Origin of the sequence: Streptomyces finlayi (assembly GCF_014216315.1) — a bacterium.
Classification (GTDB): domain Bacteria; phylum Actinomycetota; class Actinomycetes; order Streptomycetales; family Streptomycetaceae; genus Streptomyces; species Streptomyces finlayi_A.
Map to the genome: position 1 here is coordinate 2,795,814 of NZ_CP045702.1, position 12,510 is coordinate 2,808,323.

The 12,510-nt window shown below is 71.4% G+C and carries 11 protein-coding genes and 2 pseudogenes; 3 read left to right on the plus strand and 10 right to left on the minus strand.

Going from position 1 to position 12,510, the window contains the following annotated elements; translation table 11 throughout:
- Positions 1-2 precede the first annotated feature (2 nt).
- Together F0344_RS12720 and gdhA are read right to left on the minus strand one after the other, a co-directional pair.
- Complete coding sequence (locus F0344_RS12720; RefSeq protein ID WP_308460971.1) at positions 3-404, minus strand: helix-turn-helix domain-containing protein; 402 nt, start codon at positions 402-404, stop codon at positions 3-5.
- A 109-nt stretch (positions 405-513) separates the two neighbouring features.
- Positions 514-1,893, minus strand: a complete 1,380-nt coding sequence (gene gdhA / locus F0344_RS12725) for an NADP-specific glutamate dehydrogenase (RefSeq protein ID WP_185298903.1) — start codon at positions 1,891-1,893, stop codon at positions 514-516.
- 220 nt (positions 1,894-2,113) lie between these two features.
- Here gdhA and F0344_RS12730 point away from each other — a divergent pair, with 220 nt between their 5' ends.
- Both F0344_RS12730 and F0344_RS12735 read left to right on the plus strand, forming a co-directional pair.
- The gene (locus F0344_RS12730) at positions 2,114-2,632 is read left to right on the plus strand and encodes a GNAT family N-acetyltransferase (RefSeq protein WP_185302650.1); all 519 of its coding nucleotides are present in this window, start codon (positions 2,114-2,116) and stop codon (positions 2,630-2,632) included.
- Positions 2,633-2,825: 193 nt separating this feature from the next.
- Complete coding sequence (locus F0344_RS12735) at positions 2,826-3,308, plus strand: RDD family protein (protein ID WP_185298904.1); 483 nt, start codon at positions 2,826-2,828, stop codon at positions 3,306-3,308.
- Here the strand turns inward: F0344_RS12735 and F0344_RS12740 are convergent.
- From F0344_RS12740 to F0344_RS12750, 3 genes and pseudogenes are all read right to left on the minus strand, one after another.
- Positions 3,280-3,588 (minus strand): annotated as a pseudogene (locus F0344_RS12740) (ATP-binding cassette domain-containing protein); the annotation flags it as partial. The gene F0344_RS12735 and the pseudogene F0344_RS12740 overlap by 29 nt on opposite strands.
- A gap of 124 nt (positions 3,589-3,712) precedes the next feature.
- Positions 3,713-4,984, minus strand: coding sequence for a L,D-transpeptidase (locus tag F0344_RS12745; protein ID WP_185298905.1), 1,272 nt, complete (start codon positions 4,982-4,984; stop codon positions 3,713-3,715).
- A gap of 241 nt (positions 4,985-5,225) precedes the next feature.
- Positions 5,226-5,669: a hypothetical protein gene (locus F0344_RS12750; protein WP_185298906.1), complete on the minus strand. Its 444-nt coding sequence runs from the start codon at positions 5,667-5,669 to the stop codon at positions 5,226-5,228.
- Between the two features lie 108 nt (positions 5,670-5,777).
- Between F0344_RS12750 and F0344_RS12755 the strand changes: the two genes are divergently transcribed.
- Complete coding sequence (locus tag F0344_RS12755; RefSeq protein WP_185298907.1) at positions 5,778-6,086, plus strand: hypothetical protein; 309 nt, start codon at positions 5,778-5,780, stop codon at positions 6,084-6,086.
- A 10-nt stretch (positions 6,087-6,096) separates the two neighbouring features.
- Here F0344_RS12755 and hutH read toward each other — a convergent pair whose 3' ends face one another.
- The 5 genes and pseudogenes from hutH to F0344_RS12780 form a co-directional block, all read right to left on the minus strand.
- Entirely contained in the window at positions 6,097-7,683 is a 1,587-nt protein-coding gene (gene hutH / locus F0344_RS12760) for a histidine ammonia-lyase (RefSeq protein ID WP_185298908.1), read from the minus strand.
- Between the two features lie 132 nt (positions 7,684-7,815).
- On the minus strand, positions 7,816-8,970 hold the full coding sequence (locus tag F0344_RS12765; protein WP_185298909.1) for a GGDEF domain-containing protein: 1,155 nt from the start codon (positions 8,968-8,970) through the stop codon (positions 7,816-7,818).
- 122 nt (positions 8,971-9,092) lie between these two features.
- Positions 9,093-9,905, minus strand: coding sequence for an enoyl-CoA hydratase/isomerase family protein (locus F0344_RS12770; protein ID WP_185298910.1), 813 nt, complete (start codon positions 9,903-9,905; stop codon positions 9,093-9,095).
- 268 nt (positions 9,906-10,173) lie between these two features.
- Positions 10,174-11,376: an adenylate/guanylate cyclase domain-containing protein gene (locus F0344_RS12775; protein WP_185298911.1), complete on the minus strand. Its 1,203-nt coding sequence runs from the start codon at positions 11,374-11,376 to the stop codon at positions 10,174-10,176.
- Between the two features lie 114 nt (positions 11,377-11,490).
- Positions 11,491-12,383 (minus strand): annotated as a pseudogene (locus F0344_RS12780) (biotin--[acetyl-CoA-carboxylase] ligase).
- Positions 12,384-12,510 lie beyond the last annotated feature (127 nt).

The window sequence follows — 12,510 nt, forward strand, 5'->3', positions numbered from 1 at the left end:
CGTCAGGCCGCGAGGCGGACCTCTCCCTGGCGTGGGGTCCGCCGCGCCGGGCGGAGGGCCGTGCCGACACGGCGGACCGGGGCCGGGGCGGCGAGGCGGATCAGTTCGCGGTGGGACAGTGCGAGGAGGTCGACCAGCCCCAGGCCGAGAGCATGGGCGGCTGCTGCCAGGACCTCGGACGACGGTTCCTTCAGGCCCCGTTCCAGCTCGGAGAGGTACGGCATCGAGATGCGCGCCGCCTCCGCCACGTCCTTCAGCGTGCGCTCCTGCGCCTGGCGCTCACGGCGCATGACGTCGCCGACGACATGCCGCAGGAGCGGCTCCTTGGCGGGGACCGGGGACGGGGCCCCGGTGACCGGGCGCAGGGGGATGACGCGGGCACGGTCCGGCTGGTGGCTGCTCACCCGACCCAGCTTAGGAGCCCCCGGCACACCGCCGGGAGCGTTCCGCCTCCGGCGAAATCCCAGCTGGCTACGCCGCCGTACGAAACATCGGGATCCGAAGGGACGTGACTCAGATCAGGCCCTGCGCCAGCATCGCGTCCGCCACCAGTTCGAAGCCAGCGATGTTCGCGCCGACCACGTAGTTGCCGGGGCTGCCGTAGCGCTCGGCGGTCGTGTAGCAGGAGTCGTGGATGTGACGCATGATCTCCCCGAGCCGCTCCTCCGTGTGGGAGAAGGTCCATGAGTCGCGCGAGGCGTTCTGCTGCATCTCCAGCGCGCTGGTCGCCACCCCGCCGGCGTTGGCCGCCTTGCCGGGGGCGAAGGCTACGCCCGCCTCCTGGAAGACGTGGACGGCCTCAGGAGTGGTCGGCATGTTGGCGCCTTCGGCGACCGCCTTCACGCCGTTGCGTACGAGGGCCAGCGCGTCGGCCTCGTGCAGCTCGTTCTGTGTCGCGCAGGGCAGGGCCACGTCCACGGGGACGCTCCAGACTCCCGTACCGGCGACGTAACGCACGTGGGGGCCGCGGCGCTCCGCGTACTCGGAGATGCGGCCGCGCCCCTCCTCCTTGATCTCCTTGAGCAGGTCGAGGTCGACGCCCTTCTCGTCCACGACGTAACCGCCCGAGTCGGAACAGGTCACCACGGTCGCGCCGAGCTGTTGCGCCTTCTCGATGGCGTAGATCGCCACGTTCCCCGAGCCCGACACGGCGATGCGCTGGCCGTCGAGGGAGTCGCCGCGGCTCCTGAGCATCTCGGCGGTGAACAGGACGCAGCCGTAGCCGGTCGCCTCGGTGCGTGCCTGGGCGCCGCCCCAGCCGAGGCCCTTGCCGGTGAGCACGCCGGACTCGTAGCGGTTGGTGATCCGCTTGTACTGGCCGAAGAGGTAGCCGATTTCACGGCCGCCCACGCCGATGTCGCCCGCGGGAACATCGGTGTACTCGCCCAGGTGGCGGTGGAGTTCCGTCATGAACGACTGGCAGAACCGCATGATCTCGGCGTCGGAGCGGCCCTTGGGGTCGAAGTCCGAGCCGCCCTTGCCGCCGCCGATCGGCATACCGGTGAGGGCGTTCTTGAAGATCTGCTCGAAGCCGAGGAACTTCACGATGCCGAGGTTGACCGAGGGATGGAAGCGCAGTCCGCCCTTGTAGGGGCCGAGCGAGCTGGAGAACTCGACGCGGAATCCGCGGTTCACGTGGATGGTGCCGGAGTCGTCCGACCACGGCACCCGGAAGATGAGCTGACGCTCGGGCTCGCAGAGCCGCTCGATGATCCGGGCGTCGACGAACTCCGGCCGCTGCGCCAGCACCGGTCCGAGGGTCTCCAGGACCTCCCGTACTGCCTGGTGGAACTCCTTCTCGCCCTGGTTGCGCCGCAGGATCTCCGCGTAGAGCGGCTCGATGACTCGGTTCGCGGCACTGCGCGGGCTTACGGAGTCGGCGATGGCCGGCATCTGATCAAGACCTTCCATAGTGGGCGTGACGTACGTCGGCGCTCCCTGTCCCCTGGGGCGCCCACGGTCCGTCCAGGACCGTTGCACCGGCCAATAGTCCCAGCGCGGTCCGGAGATCCGCAGCCGGCATCCACATGCCGGCCACGTCCCCGGATGTCAGCGTCGGTCACCCCGCGGGTAAAGGGTGGGAAGCAGGCGGACGATGTGCGACATTGTCGCGATGAACGACAAGGACGCGGCTGCGCGCCGAGGCACCGGAAGCGATAGCACCCCGATCACCCTGCGGCGCGCGGAGCCCGGGGACGGGGCCGCGGTCGCCGAGGTCTACCTGCGGTCCTTCGACGCCGCGCTGCCGACGGTGCGCCGCGCTCATGACGACGACGGTGTACGGGCGTTCTTCCGCGATGTGGTCGTGGTGCACCACGAGACATGGGTGGCAGACGAGGCGGGCACCGTGGTCGGAATGATGGTGCTGGAGGACGGCCGAATGGAGCAGCTCTACCTGGATCCCGCCCGCCGCGGGCACGGCCTCGGCGACCGCTTCGTACAGCTCGCCAAGGAGCGCAGCCCGCAGGGGCTCGACTTGTGGACCTTCCAGGTCAACGCGCCCGCGCACCGCTTCTACGAGCGGCACGGTTTCCTGGCGGCGGAGCGCACGGACGGTTCGGACAACGAGGAGCGGGAACCGGACATCCGCTATGTGTGGAAGGGAGACGCGGCAGCGGACGATCGGCCATGATGCCGTAATGAACGCGCCACGGGGGCCGAGAAACGGTCAACAGCCCTATTTCCAAAGGCCGTTGTACGGATTGCGGCGGCCCGGCAGCCCTCCGGCGAGGTGGGCCGCCCCGCCGGGCCCGTACGAGCGGCGGCGACCGTCCGGCGCTTACGGGTCCTTACGTCCCCCGCCGGGCATCCCGGGCGCCGGTGACATGCGGCGGTACCTCGCGGTCGCCGTCGACTGCTACCTCTGTCTGCTGGCGGCCGGACTGCTGACCCGGCCCCACGTGGGCACCTCCGAGGCGGGCCGGGCCCTTCCGCTGCTGCTCGCCTTCGCGCTGGTGCTCTCCTTCGTCAACCAGGTCCTCCTGACCGCGGCGTTACGGGCCAGCGCCGGCAAGCTGGTGATGGGCGTACGGGTCGTGGAGATGCCCGGCGTCGAACGCCCCGGGTTCGGCCGGCTCGTGCGGCGCTGGATCCTCGGACTGTGCTGGGCGCCGCTGCAGGCGTGGCACCGGCTGCGCTCGCTCACCGGGCACGGCCGGGGCGGCGAGGACGGCGGCCCGTACGAGGACGTGGCGGGGCTGCGGCAGGTGCGGCACGTGGACCTGCTGGTCTACCGGGCGAGCGGCCTGAGGCCGGGCCGCCGGGCGAGCGGGCACGGGGTCAGGTGGCGGCGTTCTCCGTCACCGTGACCCGGCCTTCACGGATGGTGGCCACCCTCGGCGCCTTGCGGGCCAGGGAACTGTCGTGGGTGACCATGACGAAGGTCAGCCCGTGCTCCTACCACAGCCCGTCGAGCACCTCCATGATCTCGTCGCGCATGAACTCGTCGAGATTGCCGGTGGGCTCGCCGGCGAGCAGCACCTTGGGCCGCTTCACCAGCGCCCGCGCGATCGCGACCCGCTGCTTCCGGCCACCGGACATCTCGCCCGGCAGATGGGCCGGACGGTCACCGAGACCCACGGATTCGAGCCCTCCGCCGCCCGACACGCGTGCGTGCGCCCGGATACGCCGAAGGCGGCGGCACCGGGAATCCGGGGTGCCGCCGCCTTCGTACGCGGGGGGGGGGGGGGGGGAATGCGGGTCGGACAGGGGATCAGGCGGCGGAGCCGGCCGTCCACTCGGCCCAGCTCATGTTCCAGCCGTTGAGTCCGTTGTCGGGCGCGATGGTCTTGTCCGGGGAGTTCTTGACGATGACCACGTCGCCGACCATGGAGTTGTTGAAGAACCAGGCTCCGGGCGCGTTCGCGTCGCCCGCACCCTTCACGTCGGCGAGGCCCACGCAGCCGTGGCTGGTGTTGGCGCTGCCGAACATCGACTTGGCGCCCCAGTAGTTGCCGTGGATGAAGGTGCCCGACGTGGACAGCCGCATGGCGTGCGGCACGTCCTTGATGTCGTACTCACCCTTGCCGTCGTCGTCGGTGAAGCCGACCGTCGCACCGTCCATCCGGGTCTCCTTGAACTTCTCGGAGATCACCATCTCGCCGTTGTACGTCGGGTTCTCCGAGGAACCGGCGGAGATCGGGATGGTCTTGATCGTCTTGCCGTCCTGGGTGACGGTCATGGTCTTCGCCCGGACGTCGACGGTAGAGACCTGGTTGCGGCCGACCTTGAAGGTGACCGTCTTCTCCTGGACACCGAAGACGCCGTCCGCGCCCTCGACGCCGTCGAGCTCCAGCTTCAGGGTGACGGTGGAGCCGCCCTGCCAGTAGTCCTCGGGGCGCAGGTCGAGCCGCTGCGCGTTGAACCAGTGGCCGGCGACCTCCTGGCCGCTGCTGGACGTGACCTTGATGCCGTCCTGGACGGCCTTCCGGTCGCTGATCGGCTTGTTGAAGTTGATCGAGACCGGCATACCGACGCCGACGGTCGAACCGTCCTCGGGCGTGAAGTTGCCGATGAAGCTGTTGTCGGGCGACACGGTGGTGAAGGAGCTGTTCTCGTGGGCCTCACGGCCCTTGGCGTCCGCCGCCGTGGCGTTGATCTTGTACGTGGTCGAGCGCTCCAGCTGGCCGGCGGGCGCCCAGCTCAGACCGTCCGCGGCGAGGGTGCCCTCGATGCTCTGGCCGGCCGACGTGGTCATGGTGACCTCGGTCAGCTTGCCCTTGGTGACGGTGACCTTGACGTCCTTGTTGATGCCCGCGTTGGTGGCACCGTTCTTCGGCGCGATCGTTATCTGCGCATCCGAGGTTTCCTTGGCCGCCGCCTCGTCCACCTGAGCCTGCGACTTCTTCGAGCTCTCCGCAGTCGGGGCGGCGCTCTTGCCGCCGTCGTCGCTACAGGCCGAGAGCACCAGTACGCCGCCGAGCAGTGCGGACACGGCCGCGAGGCCCCTGCGCCGCTTGCTGTCCGTCATCACACGCTTCTCCATCGTTGCCGATTCCCCAAATCCCCGTAACGGGTTCGCCGGACGGCGTTTCCCCGTCAATGTTCCAAGAACACCCCAAGGGGGTGTCCGGTTCCACATCCTGCGCGGATGTGGGGAACACCACTCACCGACGCGGTGGCGTCGGCGCCGGTTCCCGTCGGCGGACACGTAATGGCGGCCGGCCCGCAGCCGGCCCCGGTCCGCGGTCGGATGCGGGCCGGGGCCGGGTTCTCACGCCTGTGGCCTACCGTTCCGCGTCGGCGCGCTCACCATCGCCCTGCCCATTGTCCTCGACCTCGCCGTCCTCACGTGCGCCCTCGAATCCGTAGCCGCTCTCGTCGTCGTCCTCGTCGCCGTCCCAGTCCTCGGACCAGTCCTCGGCGTCGGGGTCGTAGTCGACGGTCTCACTGCTCCAGGACGCCTGGGCGAGTTCCACCCCGGGCACCTCGCTGACCAGGTCGAAGGGGTCGACGAGTGAAGCAATGGCCTCCGCACCGTCTTCCCGTACGGTGGCCTCCGCATGCGTCCGCTCCTCGGCGGATTCTCCCGGGGCGGGTGCGATGCCCGCTGCCGCGTATTCGGCGGCGATGCCCGCCAGGGCGCTGCCGGTCAGGGCTGCGGCGTCGGTGATCTCCAGCACCATCTCCACGCGAAGCCGAACAAACCTGGATGTCTCTGAAGTGGTCATAGGCGGGAGCGTAAGGCTCCTGGAGTCTGCGGCTTTCCCACGACCCACTGCTTTGCTTAGCATCGGCCCACGGGGCTAACTGATGGTTGTCGCAAGGGGATCGATTCTGTGTCCATCGCTCGTCGCACGCTGCTGACCACGACCGCCGCGGGCACCCTGCTCTGCGCTCTGTGGTTCGTCCCCTCCGCCAACGCGACCGGCGGAAGTCAAACGGAGGACGCCGCCGGCTCCGTGCGGAATCAGTCGGCCGTCACCCCCGCCAGGCGGACGGATGCGGACACCGTGCTCGCCGACACCGGGGCGGGCGTCGACACCACCCCGTATCTGATCGGCGGCACGGCGTTCCTGCTGATCGGCGCGGGTTTCGTCACCTACTCGGCCCGGACGGGCCCGTCGGGGGGCCCGTCCGTCAACTGAGAGCCTCCCCTCAGGCCAGCGGTCCGGTGACCGGCTCCACGGCCGCGACCAGCTTCCCTTCGCGTACGAAGGCGTCGGCGCCGGCCAGGTCGGGGGCGAGGAACCGGTCCGGTCCCGGGCCCTCGACACCGGCCGCGCGCAGCGCCTCGATCGCGGCGAGCGAGGCGGGCGCGGGGGTCAGCCCCTGCGCGACGCGCAGCTCGACGGCGCGGGTCGCCGTGTACATCTCGACGGCGACGATCCTGGCCAGGTGGGTCACGGCGGTACGGAGCTTGCGCGCCGCCGACCAGCCCATGGAGACGTGGTCCTCCTGCATCGCGGAGGACGGGATCGAGTCCGCGGACGCGGGGACGGCGAGCCGCTTCATCTCGCTGACGAGGGCGGCCTGTGTGTACTGGGCGATCATCAGCCCGGAGTCCACCCCGGCGTCGTCGGCCAGGAACGGCGGCAGCCCGTGCGAGCGGTTCTTGTCCAGGAGCCGGTCCGTGCGGCGCTCGGAGATGGACCCGAGGTCGGCGGCGACGATCGCCAGGAAGTCGAGCACGTACGCGACGGGGGCGCCGTGGAAGTTCCCGTTGGACTCGACCCGGCCTCCCCCACCCTCGGCCTCGCTCGAGCCGGAGGTGCTCCCTCGCAGCACGACGGGGTTGTCGACGGCGGCCGCCAGCTCGCGCTCGGCGACCACGCAGGCGTACGCGAGGGTGTCGCGTCCCGCGCCGTTGACCTGCGGCGCGCAGCGCACGGAGTAGGCGTCCTGGACGCGGGGCGCGTCGTCCTGGTGGTGACCGGTGAGGCCGGACCCGGCGAGCACCCGCAGCATGTTGTCGGCGCTGGCGCCCTGGCCGGGGTGCGGGCGGATGGCGTGCAGCTCGGGGGCGAGGACCTTGTCCGTGCCGAGCAGCGCCTCCAGGGAGAGCGCGGCGGTGATGTCGGCCGAGATGTAGAGGTTCTTGAGGTCGGCCAGGGCCATCACGAGCATGCCGAGCATGCCGTCGGTGCCGTTCAGGAGGGCCAGGCCCTCCTTCTCGCGCAGTTCCACGGGGGCGATGCCGTGGGCGGCGAGGAGCTCGCCAGCGGGACGCACCACGCCGTCGGGGCCCTCCGCGTCGCCCTCGCCCATCAGGGCCAGGGCGCAGTGGGAGAGCGGGGCCAGGTCGCCGGAGCAGCCGAGCGAGCCGTACTCGTGGACGACGGGGGTGATGCCCGCGTTCAGTACGTCGGCCATGGTCTGCGCGACCTCGGGGCGTACGCCGGTGTGCCCGGAGGCCAGCGTCTTCAGCCGCAGGAACATCAGGGCGCGGACGACCTCGCGCTCCACGCGGGGGCCCATGCCCGCGGCGTGCGAGCGCACGATGTTGCGCTGGAGCTGGGCGCGGAGTTCGGGGCTGATGTGACGGCTGGCGAGGGCGCCGAAGCCGGTGGAGACGCCGTAGACCGGCTCGGGTTTGGCGGCGAGCGCCTCGACGATCTCGCGGGCTGCGGCAAGCGCGTCCACGGCTGCGGCCGAGAGCTCGACGCGGGCGCCCGCGCGGGCCACGGCGATGACGTCCTCAGCGGTGGTACCGGACGTCCCCACCACGACTGTATGCATATCCATATTCAGAACCCTACGGATTGAATCCCTTCATGTCACTAGGGAACGTCCCTCGCGAATGTCACCAGTGGTCATCCAGTTGACCCCTTACCGTTCCGCGTGCCCTGCGCGCTGCTCGCGTACCGCCGCCCCAGCTCAGGGACGGTTGCCGCGCAGCCTGCGCCGGTCGTGTGCGGACTTCGGCGGGGAGTCGGCGAGCCGGATCACCTCACCGTCACGCCCGGCCACCACGGGCTTCGCGGAGCGCGCCGCCTTCGCCCGGTACTGGGCCGCGTCGGCCAGCCGGAAGAGCCTGCGCGCCGAGTGCAGCGGACCGATGGGGTCCCCGCTCGACGCGACCCCGCAGGCGACCCCGTCACCGAGTTCGAGCACGGCCGCCCGCTCGCAGAGCTCCGTGGCCACCCGGACCACGTCGTCCGCATCGGGCCCGAGGGTCAGCAGACAGAACTCGTCCCCGCCCAGCCGGGCCGCCAGAGCGCCGGGCAGCATCGCGCCGCACAGCGAGAGCACCGAGCCGAAACGTTCCAGCAGGCGGTCTCCGACCGCGTGCCCATGGGTGTCGTTGACCGCTTTGAGGCCGTTCAGATCGCAGACGACCAGGCTCACCACGACCCCGTCGGCGCGATGCCGCTCGACCGCCTCGTCGAGCCGGATGTCGACGGCCCTGCGGTTCGCGAGGCCGGTGAGCGGATCGGTGAAGGCCAGTTTGCGGACCTCCTCCAGCCGCTCCGTCTGAGCGATCCCGGCGGCGACCACGGCGGCCAGGACGGTCGCGAAGTCGACGTCGTCCCGGCCGAACACCGGCTGCGCCGCCGAGCGCGCGACGTACAGCTCGCCCCAGGCGCGCCCGTGCAGCACGATCGGAGCCACCACGCAGCAGCCCCGCCCGCGCCGGCGCAGGGCGGCGACCCGCTGATGACAGAACGGCCGGGCCCCCCGCGCCGGAGCACCGTCGGACGGGGTGCCGTCGGCGGTCTCCACCCAGGCGTCCGGCTCACCACCACCCGCCCAGCGCTCGTGGAGGAACTCGGTGATCTCCGGGAACTGATGCACGGGGTACGCCTCGTCCTCGGGGAACTCCTCCTCCCCCTCGGCCCGTTCGCCCGCGTTCACCAGCACCCGCAACCGCCCGCGATCGCGCTCCCACACGGAGAGCGCGGCGAAGCTGCCGTCCAGCGCCTCGCACGCCCTCAGCGCCGCCGCACGCCACGAGTCCCGCGGGGTGTATGCCGCGGCCATCGACTGCGCAAGGGAAACCACGGCCCGCAGCCGCGCATCATCACCGCCCATTGCCACAGCTTATGTAGTTTTGTGCTTTTTTGATCAGACTGGACCATGCATGATTGCCGGTTCGCGCAGAAAAGGGCGTCTTGTCGTCACTCACGGTCACCTGGTGCCCCGGAGCCGGCCGCCTACTCCCCGGGCCAGTTCGGCTTCCGCTTCTCGTTGAAGGCGGCCACACCCTCCGCGCGGTCCCCCGAGAAGGCCACCGACCGCCAGGCCGCGTCCTCGACCTCCAGGCCGGCCCGCAGGTCGAGCCCGTGCCCCAGTCGCAGCGCCCGCTTGGCCGCGCGCAGCCCCACGGGGGAGTTGGCGGCGATCCGCCCGCCGAGCGCCAGCGCCTCGTCCCGGTCCAGGCCTTCCTCGACCAGCTCGTCGACGAGCCCCAGTTCCCGGGCCTCGGCCGCCTCCACGCGCCGGGCGGTGAAGACCAGCTCGGCCGCGCGGGCCGCCCCGACCCGGCGGGGCAGCAACTGCGTACCGCCGCCACCCGGGATGACCCCGACCGACACCTCGGGCAGCCCGACGACGGCCGTGCGGTCGGCCACGATCAGATCGCAGGCGAGCGCCAGCTCGAAGCCGCCGCCGAGCGCGAAGCCGTGCACCGCGGCGATCGTCGGCATCGGGAGTTCCAGTACGCCGGTGTAGGCGGCGCGGGCGGTGGGCCGCTGCCGCACCAGCTCGGCGTCCGTGAAGGAGTTGCGCTCCTTGAGGTCCGCGCCCACGCAGAAGGCGCGCTCATGGCTGGAGGTGAGCACGGTGACCCGTACGCCACTGTCCGCGCCGAGCGCCGCGCAGGCGGTCCCGATCGAACGGGCCATGTCCGTGGACACGGCGTTCATCGCCTTCGGCCGGTCGAGCACCAGCTCCGCCACGTGCTCCTGGCCCTCGTGGCGCCGTACGACGACGAACTCCCCGTACCGCTGCTCGGACATGACGGTCATATGACTGCACCCCTCCGGTGAACGAGCTCGACAGTTAACGAGCGTTACCGGGCGATCCTAGGTCCTGTCTGGAGTTCCAGCGCGGGAGAAGGAGCGGCGTCCGGTGCCGTCGAATCCAAGGCGGAGGAGGGAGCGATGGCGGAGCCCTCGCGACTGACGACAACGCCGGAGGCGGCGGTGCCGGACGCCGCGACGCCGCGGGGGAACTCCAGACAGGACCTAGAGCGCTCCCCGGCCCAGGCATACGGGCGCCGGGACCCGGAGGCCCTCAGGCCGACGGTCCGGGCGTGCCGCGCCGCGCGAGCAGCCACGGCTCCACGACCCCGAGCCCTCGCACCGGCCGCTGCCACATCGGCTGGAGACCGAAGCGATAGCGCGGCGGGGCGGGCTCCTCCGCCTCGCGGCCCTCCTTCTCGGCCAGCCGCACCCGCTCGGCGGCGGCCGCCGCCTCCTCGGCCGCCTGCGCCTCGGACGCAGGGGCGTCACCGGTCCGTGTGAGCTCCTTGGCGAACGCCCCGTCGACCAGGACGGCGTCCTTCGGAGCTATCGAGGTGAGCCGGCTGGCGAGGTTCACGGTGGTGCCGAAGACATCGCCCATCCGGGTGGTGACCGTGCCGAAGGCGATGCCGACGCGCAGCGCGGGCATGGTCTCGTTCTGGGCCATCGCCTCGACCAGCCGCAGCGCTATCTCGGCGGCCGTGCCCGCGTCGTCGGCGGCGAAGAGCACTTCGTCCCCGAGGGTCTTGATGAGCCGTCCGCCGTGGGCGGCGACCAGGTCGGCGGCGGTCGTCTCGAACGCCTCGACCAGCTCGCCGAGCGCCTCCTCCTCCAGCCGTCGGGTGAGCCGCGTGAAGCCGACCAGGTCCGCGAAGCCGACGGCCAGCCGGCGGTCGACCATCTCCTCGTCGTCGGCCGCCTGCACGACCCGGCCCGTCGCGGCGGCGAGCTGCCGCCGCCACACGTACACCAGGAACTCCTCCAGCTCGGGCAGGAGCAGCTCGACCAGCGGATACGTGACCTCGGTACGGGTCATCCCTGGCTCCGGGGGCTCGGTCAGCCCCTCCAGGAAGGAATCGATCTGCCACTCCGCCAGCCGGGCGGTGGTCTGCCCGGTGGAGCGCGCCACCTGGATCGCCATCGGCTCGCTGAGCAGTCCCGCCTCGACGAGTCCGGCGAGGCGGCGCAGGGCCAGGACGTCGGCCTCGGTGAGCGCCTTGGCCTGGCCGATGTCGGCGAACCCCATGGCGCGCCAGAACCGGGACGCCAGGTCCATGGAGACACCGGCGGTGCGGGCCGCCTGGAACGGCGTGTAGCGGCGGTCGGCCCCCAGGATCAGCTGTTCCAGCCTGATCGCCAGCGGATCGTCGGTCGGCTCCGCCGTGTGATCGACTTCGTGATGCGGTGTCGCGTGGACCGAGGAGTCCGACGGGGGCTCCTCGCCCTCGCCGGACGTCGTGTCGTCGACGGTCACCAGCCGCCTCCTGCCCGTTCCCTGCGCACTGCCCTGCCGATCTGTCGCTGGATCGCCTCAACGATACGGCAGATGTGCGCTACCTCACGTCGCCCCGGCCGTGACCACGAAATGTCACCCGTGTCCGCCCGGCGGCCGTTTTGTCGTCAGCCCTCCGACGGGCCCGCGAACAGGTGCACGATGTCGCCCGCCGACACCGGTTCCTGGAGCCCGTCGCCGGTGGACAGGACGAGGCGGCCGTCCCCGTCGATCGCGACGGCCTCACCGACGAGGGACCGGCCACCCGGCAGCTCCGCCCGTACGGTCCGGTCCAGCGTCGCGCAGCCCGCCGCGTACGCCGCCTGCAGCCCGCTCGCCGCGGCGTCGCCGTCCGCCGCGCGCCACCTCCCGTACCAGTCCTCCAGACCGCGCAGAACGGCCCGCAACAGCGTCTCGCGGTCGGTGGAGACCGCCCCGGCCAGGGCGAGCGAACCCGCCGTGGGCACGGGCAGCTCGTCCGCGCGCAGCGAGACGTTGAGCCCGATACCGATGACGACGCCCTCCCCCGCGCGCTCGGCGAGGATGCCGCCGGTCTTGCGTTCGGCGCCGTCGACCGTGACCAGGAGGTCGTTGGGCCATTTCAGTGTCGTGTCGACGCCCGCCGACTGCGCGAGGGCGGTCGCCGTGGCGACCCCGGCGAGCAGGGGCAGCCATCCCCAGCGCCGGACGGGCACGTCACCGGGCGTGAGGTGGACGGAGAAGAACAGCCCCGAACGCGGCGGCGCCGTCCAGGTCCGGTCCAGCCTGCCCCGCCCCGCGGTCTGCTCCTCGGCGACCAGAACGGTGCCCTCGGCCAGTCCGTCCGCGCGCGCGGCGAGGTCGGAGTTGGTCGAGCCGGTCGTGTCCACCACGTCGACCGAGCTCCACAACGAGTCCGGCCGGAGCAGCCCACGGCGCAGCGCGGCGACGTTCAGGGGCGGCCGGTCCAGGTCCGACCAGCGGTTGTGTGGCGCATCGGAAGGTGTCATGCAAGCCACCCTAGGTGTGGGGAACGACGCACTGCCGAACGGTAGCCGCGCCGATACGCTACGAGTCAGTAGCAACCCGGCCGTCCAGCCCGGCCTGTCGATCCGCGTCCCCCACGCCGTCGCGCAC